The organism is Subtercola frigoramans (genome assembly GCF_016907385.1).
Classification (GTDB): domain Bacteria; phylum Actinomycetota; class Actinomycetes; order Actinomycetales; family Microbacteriaceae; genus Subtercola; species Subtercola frigoramans.
This window is the reverse complement of sequence record NZ_JAFBBU010000001.1, coordinates 1,297,040-1,314,732: the sequence shown is the minus strand read 5'-3', so window position 1 is coordinate 1,314,732 and position 17,693 is coordinate 1,297,040. Positions and strand designations below refer to the sequence as shown.

Here is a 17,693-nt window from a genome sequence, read left to right as displayed (position 1 = left end):
ATGAACTACCGATATCGACTACCGATTTCAGCTGCGGGTTTCAGCCCTTGAAACGCGGGAACGCCGAGCGACCCGCGTACACGGCACCCTCAGCAAGCTCTTCTTCGATCCTCAACAGTTGATTGTACTTAGCGACCCGCTCGCTTCTGGCAGGCGCACCGGTCTTGATCTGACCCGAGTTGGTGGCGACCGCGAGGTCTGCGATCGTGGTGTCTTCAGTCTCGCCCGAGCGGTGCGACATCATCGTGGTGTAACCCGAACGCTGCGCGAGCGAGACGGCATCGAGGGTCTCGGTGAGCGTGCCGATCTGGTTGACCTTGACGAGCATCGAGTTGCCTGCGCCGAGCGAGATGCCCTTGGCCAGGCGAATGGGGTTCGTGACGAAGAGGTCGTCGCCGACGATCTGGACCTTGCCGCCAATGGAGGCTGTGAGGTGCTGGTAGCCCTCCCAGTCGTCTTCTTCGAGCGGGTCTTCGATCGAGACGAGCGGGTAGTTTGCCAGCAGGCCTTCGAAGTACGCGCTCAGTTCGACGGCGCTGGTGGCCTTGCCCTCGAACTGGTAGGCACCGTCGCGGTAGAACTCGCTCGCTGCGACATCCATCGCCAGGGCGATGTCTTTTCCGGGGGTGAAGCCGGCCTTGGTGATGGCTTCGAGAATGAGGTCGAGCGCGGCAGCGTTACTCGAGAGGTTCGGCGCGAAGCCACCCTCGTCACCGAGGCCGGTCGACAGGCCCTTGGCACTCATGAGCGACTTGAGGGCGTGGTAGGTCTCGACTCCCCAGCGGAGGGATTCGGCGAACGAGTCTGCACCGATCGGAGCGATCATGAACTCCTGGATGTCGACGTTCGAGTCGGCGTGCGAGCCACCGTTGATGATGTTCATCATCGGAACGGGAAGCACGTGGGCGTTCGGACCACCGACGTACCGGAACAGCGGCAGGTCGGCGGAGTCTGCTGCAGCGCGTGCGACCGCGAGGGAGACACCCAGGATGGCGTTCGCGCCCAGGCGGCTCTTGTTCTCGGTGCCGTCGAGAGCGATCATGGCGCCGTCGACGAGGCGCTGGTCGCTCGCCTCGAAGCCCTCGAGGGCCGGGCCGAGCTCGTCGATGACAGCATCGACGGCCTTCAGGACACCCTTGCCGAGGTAGCGGCTCTTGTCGCCGTCGCGCAGTTCGTAGGCCTCAAAGGCTCCGGTGGAGGCACCGGACGGAACGGCAGCGCGGGATACCACGCCGTCGTCGAGCAGAACCTCGACCTCGATGGTCGGGTTTCCGCGCGAGTCAAGAATCTCGCGGGCGCCTACGGCTTCGATCAATGCCACTGGATAGTCTCCTTGGGTTGGTGAGAACGAACGGGTCACGATGGCGGACGACGAGGGATTCGATCATCCGCGGCCTAGTCTAACGAACCGCCGCAAACCACCGGGGTCGCAGGCGCCCGACGCTGTGCAGAGCCGGGGCGGGGGGCCGAATGTGAGGGAGGGCAGCACAGGCCGTCTGCGGGGAACGAGGTGGTGAAGTGTCGACGCGAAGTGTCTACGCAAAGTGTCGATGCAAAGTGCCTACGCTGCGAGTTCCTGTACCCCGATGCGATCGCCGATGAGGTCGGTGGCCTCGGCGAGCACGCCGAGTTCGCGGGTGGTCAGGTCGGCGAACAGCGGTTCGAGAGCGGCGCCGAGGCGGTAGCGCCAGTCGTTCAACGCATTCTGGCCCTTGGGAGCGATGGCGATCTGCCAGGCCCTGGCGTCAGAGCTGTCAGCGATGCGTTTGATCCACTCCACCTCGTTGAGGTTTGCAACGATCTTGGTCATCGTGGGCTGGCTCACGCGGCTGGCCAGAGCCAGCTCGCCGATGCGCATCGGGCCTGCCGAGGTGAGGACGCTGAGCGTTCGCCACGCTGCCGGTGAGGTAGATTCTCCTGTGGCCTGGGCTGCAAGACGGGTGAGGCGGTGGGTGACCGTGACGAGGTCACCGAGAAGCGTGCTGAGTTCGGGTGTGGTGAGTTCGGGTGTGCTGAGATCGAATTGGTTGTTCACTTAAGTAATTGTATAGCCGAACTAAGTAACATCGCCATTCGAGGCTGATTTGGCCGAGCTGATTTGGCCGAAACGTCCTCAGATCGCCTTCACGTCGAGGTCTTCCACGGAGTGCGTCCCAGCCCCGACGAACGCAAACGAGGTGTACCCGCCCGCGGCCGCACGATCGAGCTGCGCCTTAGTATTCTTGATGCGCCGCTCGAGCCTGACCCGAGTGCCTGCCGCGACGAGCTGGGACTTGAGGCCCACGAGCTGGGCGGCCGACGCTTCGGAGTCGTGGAGGAGCAGCAGGGCATCCGTCACCCCCGCGTCTTCGGCCTGCAGCAGGTCGACGATGCGCTCGAAGCCGATCGAGAAGCCGCACGCAGCAACGTCGGTGCCGAGAAAACGGCCGATCATGCCGTCGTAACGCCCGCCTCCGCCGAGGGAGAAGGCGAAGTCGGGGTGGGCGATCTCGAAGATCGTGCCGGTGTAGTAGCCCATTCCGCGCACCAGGAACGGGTCGAACTGCAGTTTCGACGGGTCGACAGAGTCGGCGAGGCTCGCGAGGTCAGCGATGAGGGCCTCGTCGACACCCGAGGGCAGCGCTTTGGTGATGGCCCGTACGCCGAAGGGGTTGAACTCGCGCGTCTGGATGCGGTGGAAGAACGCGTCGAGGGCGTCGACGGCCGCCGGGGTCGCCCCGCGCTCGCGCAGTTCGGCGACAACCCCGCCTTGACCGATCTTGTCGAGCTTGTCGACGGTGATCAAGACCTGTGGATGCTCGGCAGCAGCAAACCCGAACACCTCGAGCATCGCGGTGAGCAGCCGGCGGTCGTTGATGCGGATGGTGCAGTTCTCGAGCCCGAGTGCGTCGAGCGTGGCGAGCGTGGCCGTGATGATCTCCGCCTCGGCCAGGAGGGTCGGCTCGCCGATGATGTCGATGTCGCACTGCACGAACTGGCGGTACCGGCCCTTCTGCGGCCGTTCTGCGCGCCAGACGGGTGCGATCTGGATGGCGCGGAACACGGCGGGGAGTTCGGCGCGGTGGCTCGCGTAGAACCGGGCGAGCGGCACAGTGAGGTCGAAACGCAGGCCGAGGTCGGCGAGCTGCTGGGCGTCGTCGGCCGCGGCGGCCGCTTCGATGGCGGCCGTGGGAATGGCCCGTTTGAGCACGCTGAAGCTGAGCTTCTCGTTGTCGCCACCGAGGCCGGAGTGCAGGCGCTCGATGTCCTCCATCACCGGGGTCTCGATCTCGTCGAAACCATGGGTGGTGTACGAGCGGCGGATGATACCGAGCGCGCGCTCCCTGGCCGCCTTCTCGGCGGGCAGGAAGTCGCGCATGCCGCGCGGCGGGGTGATTGCGTGGGCCATGCGCTCAATTCTGCCAGCCCGCGAGCGCGGCACCCGCCGTGCAGGCCGCGCGCCCCGCGGCAGCCGAGGGGACTTCGGGCGGAGCACGTCGAATGCGCAGCCGCCTACGCTGCCACCGTGGCCCAGCTCCGCCCGAAGTCCCGTTGGATGGCGATCAGGGAGAGCAGGTGAAGGAGCACCGGGCCCGAGGTGTTGCTCCCGGGGCAGTGGGCGAGTCGAGACGCGCGGCCGATCGAGCGCCTGCTGCGGCTGCCGCGGCACCTGGGCCCGGGAGGTCAGTCTGAGGCGGGGAGACCCACGATGCCCGCGTCGAAACGATCGTTCGGGGCTGCGGAGGTTCGGGCATCCGATTCGGCCTCACGGATCTCGTCCTGCAGGCCGCGGAGAGTCGAGCGCAGGGCGCGTTCGGCATCGAGCCCCTGCGATTTCGCCGATGCGACGATGGCGAGCAGCAGCGGCCCGAGTTCGTCTTCGGTCGACATCGGGATGATCGGCGGCGCCGCCTCGTCGAGCACGCCGATCTTGTGGGCCTTGCCGAGCAGCTTGTCGGCGAGGGCGAGCGAGGGCATTCCGAGCGGGATTCCGTCGAGAACGCTGGTGCGACCGGGTTTCTCGACGGCTTTGAGGTCGTCCCAGATCGCGACCACTGCGTCGGCGGTCTCGGCCACCGTGTCGCCGAAGACGTGGGGGTGCCGGCCGACCATCTTCACGGTCATGTGGGCCGCGACATCCTGGATGTCGAACTCCTCTCCCGGAGTCTGGGCGGCGAGGTCGGCGTGGAAGACGACCTGGTAGAGCACGTCGCCGAGTTCTTCGAGGAGGTCTTCGCGAGTGCCCGACTCGATGGCGTCGACGAGTTCGTGGGTCTCCTCGACGAGGTATTTCACGAGCGACTCGTGCGTCTGCTCGGCGTCCCACGGGCATCCACCCGGTGCGCGCAGCCGGGCCGTCACGGCGATCAGTTCGTCGAGTTTCGACGGCGCGTCGGGCTGGGCCGGCTGCGATGCATCCGAGGACTGCGCGTCATTCTCGGCGTCTGGGTCGTTCACGGCGTCGGCGTCATTCACGGCTTCTGGCGCATTCGAGGCATTCGTCGGGTTCGAGAAAAGTGGAGTGGTCACTGCGGTTCACCCATCGATCGGTGTGGCATCGCCCCGAAGCCCGGGGTGAGGTGCGCGCCGGTCAGTGGCGTGCCCCCTTTCGATAGACTGTAATCGGTGCGCCGGGAAGTCTGGTCGGCAAGAGCTATCAGCCACGGTTGAAGCGGGGCTCGCTCGTGCAGAGCGAGAATTTCGCCACGGCCCGACGACAGGACACCCCCAGCCATGAGCATCTTCCGATCAGAACGCAACTCGGCGGGGCTTCTGCTCGCTGCCGCAGCCCTCGGCCTCATTCTCGCCAATACGAAGGCGGGTGCCGGCCTGCTCGAGGCGAACGACGCACACATCGGGTTCCCGACCTTGGGGCTCGACCTCTCGACGGGCCACTGGATCAGCGACGGCCTGCTCGTCATCTTCTTCTTCATCGTGGCCGTCGAGTTGAAGTACGAACTCGTCGCGGGTTCGCTCAACTCACCGACGAAGGCGATCCTGCCGGCCATCGCCGCGCTCGGCGGGGTCGTTGTGCCCGCGGGCATCTACCTGCTCCTCAACGCCGGGGGCCCGTATCTCGGCGGCTGGCCCATCCCCACAGCCACGGACATCGCCTTCGCGCTCGGCGTGCTGGCGATCTTCGGCAGAGCGCTTCCGACGAAAGTGCGGGTGTTCCTGCTCGCGTTGGCTGTGCTCGATGACCTCGTCGCCATCCTGATCATCGCTTTCTTCTTCACGACCTCGCTCAACCTGCTGGCCCTGGGCGGTGCCATTCTCGGGGTCGTCGTGTTCGGCGCCCTCAGCCAGCTCCTGAGTGGTCGGCTCCTGGGCCGGATGCTCGGCACTGCCCCGACCGGTGCGCTGAAGGTGATCCTCTGCGCTTTCATGGTCCTCGTCGCCATCCTCACCTGGGACTTCATGTACCAGTCCGGAGTGCACGCCACGATCGCCGGGGTCGCACTCGGCCTCGTCATGGCGAGAAAGCCCGGCGCTTCGGCCGCGCACGCCCTGCAACCCTGGTCGAACGCCGTCGTACTGCCATTGTTTGCGTTCTCGGCGGCGTTGGTTGCGATTCCCTCCGTCGGCATCGCCGAGCTCAGCCCGGCGTTCTGGGGCGTTCTGGTCGCACTGCCGGTGGGCAAGCTGCTCGGCATCACCCTGGCCGGGTGGATCGGGGCGCGGACGGTCGGGCGATCATCCGATGCGTCGTCGTTGCTCTCGCTGAAAGACCTGGTCATGGTCGGTGGCCTCGGCGGCATCGGCTTCACCGTCTCGCTGCTGATGAACGAACTGGCCTTCGCCGGGGTGCATGAGGTCGCCGACGAGGGAACCATCGCCGTGCTGCTCGGCTCAGGCGTCTCAATTGTGGCCGCTGCCATTCTGGTGAGTATGCGCTCACGGGCATACAAACGCGAGCGCGTTGCCGGCCGCACGACCGCACTCGTCGAGTAGTCCAGCCAGCGGCGTGGAGGCACCCCCGAGCTGTCCGACCCGCCGTAGAGGGTAGCGTGAACGAGTGACCGTGCCGCTGAGACCCTTCCGAGCATCCGGCGACAGCAGGGCACCCGGTGGCCTCACAACGCTGTGGCCGGTCGGCATCGTGGTCATCGGGCGCGCCTGCCAGGAGATCGGGGCGTCGTTCGCGGTCGTGCTGTTCCCCCTCGTGGGGGCACTCGGCATGGTGGGGCTTCGCCTGGGGTTCTCGGCGATCATCCTGCTCGTCGTGTGTCGCCCGAAGCTGCGCGGCCACACCGGGCGCGACTGGATGATCGTGGTCGCCTACGGCGTGGTGCTTGCGGGCATGAACATGCTCTTCTACCAGGCCCTCGACCGCCTGCCGCTGGGCACGACGGTCACGATCGAGGTGCTCGGCCCGCTCGTGCTGTCGGTGGTCGTCGCACGGCGGGCCTCTGCGTGGCTCTGGGCGGTGCTCGCGTTCGCCGGGGTCGCCCTGCTCAGCCAGGGTGGGGCTGGCACCCTCGACCCGGTCGGCGTCGCGTTCGCGGCGGGTGCCGGGGCGCTGTGGTCCGGATACATCCTGTTGTCTGCGCGGGCCGGGCAGCGGTTCGCCCAGCTCGATGGCATCGCCATCGCTATGACTGTCGGCGCGATCGTGTCGCTGCCCTTCGGCATCGTGTCGACGGGAGTCGCTCTGTTCCAGCCGACCGCGCTGCTGCTCGGGCTCGCGGTCGCGGTGCTCTCGTCGACCATCCCCTACGCGTTCGAACTGCTCGCGCTGCGGCGCCTGCCAGAGGCGACGTTCTCCATCCTGATGAGCCTCGCGCCTGCGATTGCCGCGCTGGCCGGCCTGGTCATCCTCGGGCAGGCCTTGAGCTGGGTGGAGGCCGTCGCGATCGCGCTCGTCATCGCGGCGAGTATCGGTGCGGTGCGCTCGGCCGCCCGGTTCGCCCGCCGCCCCAGTCCCGTTCCCGCCGAACCCCTCCCCTAGGCAGCCGTCACCTGGGCAGCCGCCCCCTCAGCCACTCTCGCCGGCCCCACTCCCCCGTGCGCCACTCCCGCCGGCCCCATTCCCCCGTGCGCTGCTCCGCCGTGAGGGCTGATTCCCGCTGCGGCGCCCGACACTCTGCCAGCGGCGGGTATCCACGGAACAGTCCCTGCGCTCCGTCGCGTGCACGGTGCACGTGCCCTCGAGTGTGGACTGTTCCGTCGAGGCGCGTTCCGCCGAACAGTGCCAGACGATGGCCGCAGTGTGGGCGGGCCCAGTCGACGATGAGATCAGTCGACGGTGGGATCAGTCGACGGTGGGGTCAGTCGAGGGTCAGTCGGCGCAGCGTCAGTCGCCGGCGGGAGCCGTGACTGCAGAAGCCGGTGCAGCGGCCGGGGTCGCCGGTGGCGGGAAGATCGCCGCGAGCAGGCTCTCGACCCAGGCGATGAGGTCGGCGTCAGGCAAGGGATGCCCGTTCACGACCGGCATCGGAACGCTCACGGCAGCAGCCGACGCCAGGTATTTCGCGTTGGGGTACATGCGCTTCAGCCGCACCTGGATCGAGTCGGCCAGGTTCGCCGGGGCGACTCGCAGGTTCGACCCCATCGCGACGACCTCGCTGAGCCCCGTGCGCTGGGCCAGGCGGCGCAGTTTCGACACGGTGATGAGGTTCGTGACCTGCTCCGGCGGCTCGCCGTAGCGGTCGATGAGCTCCTCGAGCACCTGGTCGATCTGGCCGTCGGCCGCAGCCGGCGACGAGGCGGTCGACAGCTTCTGGTAGGCCTCCAGACGCAGGCGCTCGCTGTCGACGTACTCCTCGGGGATGTGCGCGTCGACGGGCAGTTCGAGCCGGAGTTCGGTCTGGCCCTCTGCGACATCACCCCGGAAGGTCGAGACGGCTTCGCCGATCATCCGGAGATAGAGGTCGAAGCCGACACCGGCGATGTGGCCGGACTGCTCGCCGCCGAGCAGGTTGCCGGCGCCGCGGATCTCGAGGTCTTTGAGCGCGACCTGCATGCCGGAGCCGAGTTCATTGTTCGCTGCGATGGTCGAGAGCCGGTCGTGCGCCGTCTCGCTGAGGGGTTTGTTCTCGTCGTAGAGGAAGTAGGCGTAGGCCCGCTCACGCCCGCGACCGACCCGCCCCCGGAGCTGGTGCAACTGCGAGAGCCCGTACTTGTCGGCACGGTCGATGATGAGCGTGTTGGCGTTCGGGATGTCGAGGCCGGTCTCGATGATGGTGGTCGAGACGAGAACGTCGAACTTGCGCTCCCAGAAGTCCACGATGACCTGTTCGAGCACGTGCTCAGGCAGTTGGCCGTGTGCAACGGCGATGCGGGCATCCGGAACCAGCTCGGCGATATGCGCGGCGACCCGGTTGATCGATGAGACCCGGTTGTGAACGAAGAAGATCTGGCCTTCGCGCAGCATCTCGCGGTGGATGGCGGCCGCGATCTGCTTGTCGGAGTTCGGCCCGACGTAGGTCAGGATCGGGTGCCGGTCTTCGGGCGGGGTGGCGAGGGTCGACATCTCCCGGATGCCCGTGACCGCCATCTCGAGAGTGCGAGGGATCGGCGTGGCACTCATCGAGAGGATGTCGACGTTGGTCTTGAGCTTCTTCAGTTTCTCTTTGTGTTCGACACCGAAACGCTGCTCTTCGTCGATAATCACGAGCCCCAGGTCTTTGAAGACCATGGATTCGGTGAGGATGCGGTGGGTGCCGATCACCATGTCGATTGTGCCGTCTGCGAGGCCCTTGATGGTCTCGCGGGCCTCCTTCTCGGACTGGAATCGGGAGAGGGCGCGGGTGTGCACGGGGAAGCCCGCGAAGCGTTCGCTGAAGGTCTCGAGGTGCTGGCGGACAAGCAGGGTGGTCGGCACGAGCATCGCAACCTGCTTACCCTCCTGGATGGCCTTGAACGCGGCGCGCACGGCGACCTCGGTCTTGCCGAAGCCGACGTCGCCGGCGAGCAGGCGGTCCATGGGGATGGGCCGCTCCATGTCGGCCTTGACCTCGTCGATCGTGGTGAGCTGGTCGGGGGTCTCGGCGAACGGGAACGCCTCTTCGAGCTCGCGCTGCCAGGGTGTGTCAGGCCCGAACGCGTAGCCCTTCGACGCCATGCGCGCCGAGTACAGCTTCACCAGTTCGACGGCGATATCGCGAACGGCCTTGCGCGCCTTCGACTTGGCCGCCGACCAGTCACTGCCACCCATCTTCGAGAGCGCGGGCGCTTCTCCCCCGACGTAGCGGGTGAGCAGGTCGAGCTGGTCGGTGGGTACGTAGAGCTTGTCGCCGGGGTACCCGCGCTTGGACGGCGCGTACTCGATGAGCAGGTATTCACGCGTGGTCTTCACGGGGTTGCGGCCACCGCTGGAGACCTCGCGCTGGGTGAGCTCGATGAACCGGCCGATGCCGTGCGTCTGGTGCACGACCACGTCGCCGGTCTTCAGCTGCAGGGGGTCGACGACGTTCTTACGGCGGGTGGCCAGCTTCTTGACCTGGCGCGCGTCATACCCCGCACTGCGGCCGTAGAACTCGTTCTCGCTGATGAGTGCGAGCTTGGTCTCCGGCAGCTCGAAGCCGCTCTCGACGGTGGCCTTGACGAGGTAGGCGATGCCGGGCTCCACGTCGGACGGGAACTCGTCGACGATACGCGCCGGCAACTCGTGTTCGCCCAGCACGTCGGCCGCACGCTCGACGAGGCCCGAGCCGCCCGCGACGACGGCGACGCTCCAGCCGTCACGGAGGCGCGCCGCAACGTGCTCGAGGGCACCGTCGACGTTGCCCTGGAAGCTGGGTACAGCATCCGCCGCGATTCTCACGTAGTGGGAGTCGGCATCGACGATGGCCTGCAGGTGCTCGTCAATGGATGATGTACCGCTGTCGAATGTCGAGAGGGTCCACCACGGGCGGCCAGGGCCGGCGGCATCACGCAGCGCGTTGAGGGTGATGAACTCGCCCGAGGCCAGGTCGATCGGAGCTTCGGCTCCGGCGGTGGCGGCGTTCCACGCGGCGGAGAGGAACTCGCGGTTGGTCTCGGTGAGGCTCACCGCGCGGCTGGCCACGCGCTCGGGGGCGATGACGGCGATCGCCGCGCCCTTCGGCAGGTAGTGGGTAACGGTGACCAGGCGATCGAGGAGGGCGGGCGCGAGGCTCTCCATACCCTCGACCGGGATGCCCTGGCCGATCTTCTCGAGCATGCCGGCGAGGCTCGGAAACTCGTGCTGCATCTCACGGGCACGCTGTTTCACGCCCTCGCTGAGCAGCAGTTCGCGGCTCGGCGGCAGACTCACCTCGGCAAGCGAGAGCTCGAGTGAGCGCTGGTCGGCAACCGAGAAGGCGCGGATCTCCTCGATCTCGTCGCCGAAGAAGTCGACCCTGACCGGATGCTCCGAGACGGCCGGGAACACGTCGAGAATGCCGCCGCGCACGGCGAACTCGCCCCGGCGGGTGACCATGTCGACGCGGGAGTACGCCAGTTCGACGAGCCCGGTGGTGAGCTGGGCGAGGTCGTAGCCACGCCCTCCCTTGACCAGGAGTATGGGTTTCTGGTCGGTGAGGTTGTCGGCGAGCGGCTGCAGTGCAGCGCGCACGGAGGCGACGACGATGAGCGGGCGTGGTCGTGCGGGCCCAGCCGATGGAGCAGCACCCGCCTTTCTGGCGCCCTTCGCCCGCGAAGGAGCTTGTGCCGGCTCTTCGGCCTGCGCAGGCACGCCCGCCGCATCGGCCGCCTTGGTTTGAGCATCCCATTCGGCGAGCTTTCGCAGCGCGGCGATGCGCTTGCCGACGATCTCGGCGCTCGGGCTCAGCCGCTCGTGCGGCAGCGTCTCCCACGCAGGGAACTCGAGCACATCGGCGCCGGGAGCGAGCGAATCCAGGCTCGCACGGAGACTCTCGGAATCGCGGCCCGTTGCCGTGACGACAAACAGTACCTGCGGGAGTTCGTTCTCTGCCCGCCTGCCCAGCAGTGCGGCCAGCAGCGGCGCCCGAAGCCCGTCTGTGAGCGAGAAATCAGCGTCACGGCCGGCCTGCGCGAGGGCGTTGTCGAACGTCGAGGCGCGCGAAAGCGCAGCGATCAAGCCCTGAAGTATCACCGCACAAGTCTACGGTCCCCCTCCGACACTCGCCCTCCGCTCCCCATTCCGACGATTGGTGGACAGGGGACAAGCTCAGGCCGGCGGCGGCGCGTGGTAACGCTGCTGGGCGGCGGTGAGCCCGTCGGCGGCGATCAACTCGACCGCGTCGGCCGCGTCGGCGAGGATGTTCGGCAGAACCCCGCGCTCCGTCGACGTGAAATCGCGCAGCACGAAGTCGGCGGCACTCTGGCGACCGGGAGGACGCCCCACCCCGACCCGCACCCGTGCGAAGTCGCCCGTGCCGGTCGCAGCCGCGATGTCCCGAATGCCGTTGTGGCCGCCGTGCCCCCCGCCGAACTTCAGCCTGAGGGTATCGAACGGGATGTCGAGCTCGTCGTGCACCACGATCAACTGCGACGGTGGCAGGGAGAAGTAGGCGAGCAGGGCGGCGACGGGCCCACCGGAGTTGTTCATGTAGCTGTTCGGCTTCGCGAGCACGAAGCGCGGCCCTCCCGGAATCATCCGGCCCTCCGCTACGCGCGCATTCGTGCGCGCGACGGCCTTGAATGATGAAGAGAGGCGCATAGCCAGCTCGTCGAGCACCATCTGGCCCACATTGTGCCGGTTGCCGGCATACTCCGGCCCCGGGTTGCCGAGTCCGACCACCAGCCACTGGTCGTCACTTGCCACCACGATCACCGAACCCTTCTGCTCCCGCACACTACCCCCCGGCACACTATCCCTCGGCACACTACACATCTGATGGGCACGCGGTGAGGGTGCACTGCGCATCAGGCCGCACAACACAAACGTGCCGTGGCGATCGAGGCCGCCACGGCACGTTTGAATAAAGCTGCGAATCTACGAGATCAGGCGGGCGTCGGAGCGTCGGACGTCGAGGCGTCTCCGGCCGAGAGGCTGTCGCCCAGGTCCTGCTCTTCAGGGATCGAGACAGCCACGATCAGCTGGTCCTCGTCGCCGATGAGAACAGCACCCTCGGGCAGTGCGATGTCCTTGGCGAGGATCTGGGTGCCGGCCTCGGCACCTTCGATGTTCACGATGACGCGCGTCGGGATGTTCGTGGCCAGCACCTCGAGCAGCAGCGAGAAGGTGTCGAGGTCGGCGGTGGCGCCGGAGACAGGCTCACCTTCGACGTGCACGGCGACCTCGACCTGAACGCGCTCGCCCTTTCGGACGACGATGAGGTCGAGGTGCTCGATGATCTGGCGTACGGGGTCCTTCTGGACATCCTTCACGAGGGCGAGCGTCTCTTTGCCCTCGATGTCGAGCTCGATCAGAGCGTTCGACTTACGGATGAGCAGGAACACCTCGTGGCCCGGCAGGCTCACGTGCTGCGGTTCAGCACCGTGGCCGTAGATCACTGCGGGAATCTTGCCGGCGGCGCGGAGCTTGCGTGCCGCACCCTTGCCGAATGAGTTGCGGGTCTCCGCAACGATCTTGTTGTCGTCAGCCATGATTTTTCTCCTCACGGGTCGGTATGCCTCGGGAGCACACACCCGCGTAAATTGTGTGGGTTGGGAATTTTCAACTCGAACGCGCCTGAATCGGTGAAGACTCAGAGGAGACACGTGAGGAAAGACGTAAAGCCTCGTCCACCGCGTCGATTACGGATGCCCGGCAGACGTTCGCCGAAGATGACGTCGATCTGGCAGCGGCATCCCTCGCCGAAGTTCAGTGTGTGAGTCTACACGCCAGGCCGCCGCGGCGCGACCTCGCGCGTCGCCTCAGGCACGTAAGGAGATCAACCAGGCGTCGAGGCCCATGCTCGCCGCGTAGAGCACAGCGAGAATGACGTAACCGATGACGTTGCGGCGCGTGCCGACGCCGGGCTTGTGCCACCAGTCGAACACCCTGAAGATCCAGGGAGCCACGAACCAGCCCAGCAATTGCGTGCTCACCACGTTGCCGATGAAGAGGCTCGCCCAGAACGGTACCCCGTTCGCCTCGAGCAGCGGCGCGCCGATGAAGTACCCCCAGAGAAACACGATCGGGTACAGCACCAGAAGCACGAGCAGGTTGTCTTTGAAGATCGTGGCGCGGCTCTGCCGGCCAGCACCCCAGAAGTCGAAGCCGTAACTCGACCGGCTCACCCGCATCTGCGAGTTGAATGCCTCCCCCTCCTTCACCAGCTTCGTGCGCACCGACGATGTCTCCCAGGCCGTGAGGCTCGCGTCGCTGTCGAAACTCAGGATGACCGTCCAGTCGTCCTGCACACCCGGGGTCGGCCGCTCGACCTTGTGCCCGAGAAATCCGGGGAAACTGGCTTCAGCGGCCGAGATCCTGCGCTGCCAACTGAGGAACGCCGTCTCGTCGGCCGGCTCGACATGGCTCGTCACGATGAGCGAGGCGGCGCGAGGAGCCTGGTTCTCCGACTCGGTGACGAGGTGGATGTCCTCGTGCCCCACGAAGTGGTCTTTGATCTCCTCGAACAGGGCCGTGCGCTCGGGGCTCTGCAGCCAGCGCCGCGCGGAGTCGGCGTTCACGAAGCGCTGCACCAGCACCCAGTCCACCTGCGTGGGCGGCGAGGGTTCGATCACCCGCCGGTCGATGAACCCGGGCCATGCGGCCAGCACCGCGCCCAGCTTCTTCTGCCACGCCCGGTAGGTCTCGTCGCTTCCGGGCAGAACGCGGCGTTCGATGATGAGCGAGACGACGGGCCCCGTGGACAGCTCGCCCGACGGCTCTGTTGCGGGCACCGGCGCAGGCCCCGTTCCCGCGGACACGAGTTACAGGGCCGGGTCGAAGTGACGGGCAAAGGTCGATGCGACAGCATCCGCTCGCTGGTACGCCTTCTCGCCCATGACCCAGGTCTCGGCGACGGCACGCTCGTCGCCCACGATCATGACGCCGAACAGCATGTTCGCGGCGTCATCCACGGTCACCGGGTCCCCGCCGTCGGCGATGAGCTCGGCATGCCAGTCGGAACCGGGAGGGCCCGCCTTCCAGTCGAGGGCGACGAAGTCGGCCTCCTTTCCGATGTCGAAGCTGCCGACCTTGTCGTCGATGTAGAGACCCTCTGCTCCGCCCAGGGTGATCGAGTAGAACGCCCGGAAGGCCGACAGTTTGTTGCGCTCGGACTCGGCCGCGTTCATCCGTGACGGGTCGATACTGCCGTCGAGAACGGTGTTGTTGATCATGCCCACCTTGTAGGCGCCGTCGAGAACCGCGAGCATGCCGAAGCGGTTGCCGCCGCCCATGTCGGTGCCGAACGACATGCGAACGCGCATGTCGGGGTCTGTCGCCTTGCCCAGGCGAAAGAGCCCACTGCCGAGGAACAGGTTGGAGTGCGGGCAGAAGGTCACTGACGCGTCGGAGTCGTGAATGCGCTTGAACTCGTCGTCGGAGAGCCACACCGCGTGGCCGCCGCTGAACTTCGGGCCGACGAGGTTGTACTTCTCATAAACGCCGAGGTAGTCGTCGCACTCGGGGTGCAGCGCCAGCACGCCGCGGATCTCGTGTGGGTTCTCTGAGATGTGCGTGTTGACCCAGACATCCGGATGCTCGGCCTTCAGTTGCTCGCACTTCTGCATCTGTTCGGGGCTCGACCCGAAGGCGAACCTCGGGGTCACCGCGTAGAGGTTGCGGCCGACGTTGTGGTATTTCTCGATGAGCGCCGTGCTGTTGGAGTAGAAGCTCTCCGGGGTGTCGGCGAAATAGTCTGGCGCGTTCTGGTCGATGCCCGTGAGACCGGAGATGACACGCATGTTGCGCCGGGTGGCCTCCTCGAAGAACTCTTCGGTGCAGACCGGAGCCGTGCTGGTGAACGCCTGCACCGTGGTCGTGCCCGAGGCGAGGATGTTGTCGAAGAAGCGCACAGCGCCGTCCCTGGCGTACTCACGGTCGGCATAGCGGGCCTCTTCGGGGAACACCCATTTCTGAAGCCACGGCAGCAATTGCAGGCCGAAGGCACCGAGCACGCGGGTCTGCGGAAAATGGATGTGCCCGTCGATGAAACCGGGCGTGATGATGCGGTGCTCGATGTGTGTGGTGGACACATCGGGGTACAACGGGCCCACCTCGTCGAAGTCGCCGAACGCGACGATGATGCCATCGTCGATGACAAGTAGTCCGTCGGAGACGAAGCGTGCCGACGACTCTTCGTCACCGACGTGCTTCCAGGGGTCGTCGGTGAAGTCGAAGAACGTTCCCCTGATGGCCTTTGTCGTCACTGGTCTGCCTCTCGTCATGAGCCCGCGCTGGTGTCAGCTAAGGGTACTGGTCAAACCGCTACGCTTGAAAGGGCACAAATCTGGAGGAAGAATATGGCTGAATCAAGCGTCGCAACCGCAAACATCGGGGTCGTCGGGCTTGCTGTGATGGGCTCGAACCTGGCACGCAACCTGGCCAGCCGGGAGGGCAACACCGTGGCGGTGTACAACCGCTCACCGGAACGTACGACCCTTCTCGTCGACGAGCATCCTGAGGCCGGTTTTGTGGCCAGCGAGAAGATCGAGGATTTCGTCGCCTCGCTCCAGAAGCCGCGCACCGCCATCATCATGGTGCAGGCCGGCAAGGGCACCGACGCGGTCATCTCCCAGCTCGCCGATCTCTTCGAAGAGGGCGACATCATCGTCGACGGCGGCAACGCGCTGTTCACCGACACGATCCGCCGCGAAGAGGCCGTGACTGCAAAGGGAATCCACTTCGTGGGCACCGGCATCTCGGGAGGTGAAGAAGGAGCCCTCAAGGGCCCCAGCATCATGCCCGGCGGCTCGGTCGAGTCGTACAAGACCCTCGGGCCCATTCTGCAGTCGATTGCGGCCATCGCCGAGGGCGAGCCGTGTGTCACCCACGTGGGCACCGGCGGCGCGGGCCACTTCGTCAAGATGATCCACAACGGCATCGAGTACGCCGACATGCAGCTCATCGCCGAATCGTACGACCTGCTGACCAAGATCGGCGGCCTCACCCCCGCTGCCGCGGCAGAGGTCTTCACCGAATGGAACTCGGGCGACCTCGAGTCGTACCTCATCGAGATCACCGCTGAGGTCCTGAAGCAGGTCGACGCCAAGACGGGCAAGCCGTTCGTCGACATCGTGCTCGACCAGGCCGGCTCCAAGGGAACCGGCGTCTGGACCGTGCAGAACGCACTCGACCTGGGCGTACCCGTCGGCGGCATCGCCGAAGCCGTTTTCGCCCGCGCCGTTTCGAGTCACCCCGAGCAGCGTGAGGCGGCGCAGGCCGTCATCACCTCCCGCCCGACGCCGGTCGAGGTCGGCGACTCGTTTTCCGACGACGTGAATGCCGCCCTCTACGCCTCGAAGGTCGTCGCCTACGCTCAGGGTTTCGACGCGATCATCGCCGGGGCCGAGAAGTACGGCTGGGAGATCAACAAGGGCAACATCGCGAAGATCTGGCGAGGTGGGTGCATCATCCGTGCGCAGTTCCTCAACCGGATCGTCGAGGCGTACGACAAGAACCCCGGGCTCAAGACCCTGCTCGCCGACCCGTACTTCGCCTCTGCTGTGGCGAACGGCGAAGCGGCCTGGCGTCGGATCGTGTCGACGGCGGCCCTCTCGGGCATCCCCGTTCCCGGGTTCTCGTCGGCACTCAGCTACTACGACTCGCTCGCTTCGAAGCGCCTGCCGGCGTCTCTCGTGCAGGCCCAGCGCGACTTCTTCGGAGCGCACACCTACAAGCGCGTCGACCTGCCGGGCACGTTCCACACACTCTGGTCGGGTGACCGCACCGAGATCGAATCCGAGGGCAGCTCGCACTAGGGTTCGACTCACCGACAATCTGGCAGCGCCCGCTGCACTCGACGCCCCGCTTCCCGTCTCGATGGGCAGCGGGGCGTCGTGCGTGGCGCGTCTGCGCAGCACTGCCGTGCGAAATCGTTATTCGCCAGACTTCGATGTCCCATTCGCGCGGCGCATACTGTGATGATGACGAGCGCAACACCTGGCGACCGGGCCCACCTCGACGTGGGTCGCCCCATGAGTGGCACGTGGGCATGGCGTGCGGGTGACAGGAGACGGCAGAAGCGCGCATGAGCGAGTACTACGACGAACCCGAACTCGCCGGGTACGAGCCACACGAGCGGCCACTGCGGAGCGCTCGCACAGTGCACCTGATGAGGGCTGCCGTGATCGTGGGGATCGTCGCGCTGGTTCTGCCGGGCATCCTGACCACCTACAGCCTCGCGAAGGCGACGGCCGAAGCAGCGTGTGCAGCGAGCGTGGCCTCGCTCTCACCGAGCGCGCGCGGGTCGAAGGCGAAGTTCGAGCTGTTCGGCCCGGGCGGCGTGGGCTGGCAGTGCTACACCGTGGGCGCCTATGGCGGCGACAAGAAGCCCGTCGCGCCGCTGGGGTTGATCCCGTCGTTCCCGACGCAGACGGTGCCCAGCGTCACCAGTTGACAGGCATCAGCTGACCGGCAGCAGCTGACGGTCAGCGGCCGACAGTCAGCGGCCGAGGCGCGACTTGACCTCGATGAGCGACGGGTTGGTCGCGCTCGATCCGTCGGGAAACAGCACAGTCGGAACGGTCTGGTTGCCGCCGTTCAAGGCTTCGACCAGGGCTGCGGTGCCCTCGACCTCTTCGATGTTGACCTCGGTGTAGGCGATGCCGTCTTTGGTCAGCTGGGTCTTCAGACGGTTGCAATAGCCGCACCACGATGTGGAGAACATGGTGATGGTGTCGGCAGCAGGGAGAAATTCGGCGGTGGCGGTCAT

The 17,693-nt window shown here is 66.4% G+C and carries 14 protein-coding genes; 4 read left to right on the top strand and 10 right to left on the bottom strand.

What is annotated here, in order from left to right; translation table 11 throughout:
• Positions 1-40: 40 nt before the first annotated feature.
• The 4 genes from eno to JOE66_RS06255 all read right to left on the bottom strand — a co-directional run bounded on the left by eno (position 41) and on the right by JOE66_RS06255 (position 4,509).
• Positions 41-1,321: a phosphopyruvate hydratase gene (gene eno / locus JOE66_RS06270; protein ID WP_205107747.1), complete on the bottom strand. Its 1,281-nt coding sequence runs from the start codon at positions 1,319-1,321 to the stop codon at positions 41-43.
• Between the two features lie 240 nt (positions 1,322-1,561).
• A complete protein-coding gene (locus JOE66_RS17180) occupies positions 1,562-2,035 on the bottom strand; it encodes a MarR family winged helix-turn-helix transcriptional regulator (protein ID WP_205107745.1) in 474 nt (157 codons plus the stop codon).
• A 78-nt stretch (positions 2,036-2,113) separates the two neighbouring features.
• Positions 2,114-3,388: a histidine--tRNA ligase gene (gene hisS, locus JOE66_RS06260; protein ID WP_205107743.1), complete on the bottom strand. Its 1,275-nt coding sequence runs from the start codon at positions 3,386-3,388 to the stop codon at positions 2,114-2,116.
• 275 nt (positions 3,389-3,663) lie between these two features.
• Positions 3,664-4,509, bottom strand: a complete 846-nt coding sequence (locus JOE66_RS06255; RefSeq protein WP_307827079.1) for a nucleoside triphosphate pyrophosphohydrolase — start codon at positions 4,507-4,509, stop codon at positions 3,664-3,666.
• A 204-nt stretch (positions 4,510-4,713) separates the two neighbouring features.
• Between JOE66_RS06255 and JOE66_RS06250 the strand changes: the two genes are divergently transcribed.
• Both JOE66_RS06250 and JOE66_RS06245 read left to right on the top strand, forming a co-directional pair.
• Entirely contained in the window at positions 4,714-5,931 is a 1,218-nt protein-coding gene (locus JOE66_RS06250) for a Na+/H+ antiporter NhaA (RefSeq protein ID WP_205107741.1), read from the top strand.
• Positions 5,932-6,061: 130 nt separating this feature from the next.
• The gene (locus tag JOE66_RS06245; protein WP_239518542.1) at positions 6,062-6,928 is read left to right on the top strand and encodes an EamA family transporter; all 867 of its coding nucleotides are present in this window, start codon (positions 6,062-6,064) and stop codon (positions 6,926-6,928) included.
• Positions 6,929-7,273: 345 nt separating this feature from the next.
• On the opposite strand, the gene mfd is transcribed toward JOE66_RS06245, so the two are convergent.
• The 5 genes from mfd to guaD form a co-directional block, all read right to left on the bottom strand.
• Positions 7,274-11,017: a transcription-repair coupling factor gene (gene mfd / locus JOE66_RS06240; RefSeq protein WP_205107739.1), complete on the bottom strand. Its 3,744-nt coding sequence runs from the start codon at positions 11,015-11,017 to the stop codon at positions 7,274-7,276.
• A gap of 75 nt (positions 11,018-11,092) precedes the next feature.
• Entirely contained in the window at positions 11,093-11,719 is a 627-nt protein-coding gene (pth, locus tag JOE66_RS06235) for an aminoacyl-tRNA hydrolase (RefSeq protein ID WP_307827078.1), read from the bottom strand.
• 149 nt (positions 11,720-11,868) lie between these two features.
• Positions 11,869-12,474 carry a 50S ribosomal protein L25/general stress protein Ctc gene (locus tag JOE66_RS06230; protein WP_205107735.1) on the bottom strand — a complete coding sequence of 202 codons (606 nt, stop codon included), beginning with the start codon at positions 12,472-12,474 and terminating at the stop codon, positions 11,869-11,871.
• A gap of 270 nt (positions 12,475-12,744) precedes the next feature.
• The gene (locus tag JOE66_RS06225) at positions 12,745-13,716 is read right to left on the bottom strand and encodes an antibiotic biosynthesis monooxygenase (protein WP_205107733.1); all 972 of its coding nucleotides are present in this window, start codon (positions 13,714-13,716) and stop codon (positions 12,745-12,747) included.
• A 30-nt stretch (positions 13,717-13,746) separates the two neighbouring features.
• Positions 13,747-15,189 (bottom strand): guanine deaminase, encoded by a 1,443-nt coding sequence (guaD, locus tag JOE66_RS06220; RefSeq protein ID WP_205107731.1) that lies wholly within the window; start codon positions 15,187-15,189, stop codon positions 13,747-13,749.
• A 93-nt stretch (positions 15,190-15,282) separates the two neighbouring features.
• Between guaD and gnd the strand changes: the two genes are divergently transcribed.
• Both gnd and JOE66_RS06210 read left to right on the top strand, forming a co-directional pair.
• On the top strand, positions 15,283-16,740 hold the full coding sequence (gnd, locus tag JOE66_RS06215) for an NADP-dependent phosphogluconate dehydrogenase (RefSeq protein ID WP_205107729.1): 1,458 nt from the start codon (positions 15,283-15,285) through the stop codon (positions 16,738-16,740).
• Between the two features lie 269 nt (positions 16,741-17,009).
• Complete coding sequence (locus JOE66_RS06210) at positions 17,010-17,378, top strand: hypothetical protein (protein WP_205107727.1); 369 nt, start codon at positions 17,010-17,012, stop codon at positions 17,376-17,378.
• Between the two features lie 45 nt (positions 17,379-17,423).
• Here JOE66_RS06210 and JOE66_RS06205 read toward each other — a convergent pair whose 3' ends face one another.
• Entirely contained in the window at positions 17,424-17,693 is a 270-nt protein-coding gene (locus tag JOE66_RS06205) for a mycoredoxin (RefSeq protein WP_205107725.1), read from the bottom strand.

What these genes read in the sequence shown, in the direction of transcription:
- hisS (WP_205107743.1), bottom strand. Translation starts at nt 3,388, where the DNA reads ATGGCCCACGCAATCACCCCGCCGCGCGGCATGCGCGACTTCCTGCCC.
- JOE66_RS06250 (WP_205107741.1), top strand. Translation starts at nt 4,714, where the DNA reads ATGAGCATCTTCCGATCAGAACGCAACTCGGCGGGGCTTCTGCTCGCT.
- JOE66_RS06230 (WP_205107735.1), bottom strand. Translation starts at nt 12,474, where the DNA reads ATGGCTGACGACAACAAGATCGTTGCGGAGACCCGCAACTCATTCGGC.
- gnd (WP_205107729.1), top strand. Translation starts at nt 15,283, where the DNA reads ATGGCTGAATCAAGCGTCGCAACCGCAAACATCGGGGTCGTCGGGCTT.
- JOE66_RS06210 (WP_205107727.1), top strand. Translation starts at nt 17,010, where the DNA reads ATGAGCGAGTACTACGACGAACCCGAACTCGCCGGGTACGAGCCACAC.
- JOE66_RS06205 (WP_205107725.1), bottom strand. Translation starts at nt 17,693, where the DNA reads ATGACCGCCACCGCCGAATTTCTCCCTGCTGCCGACACCATCACCATG.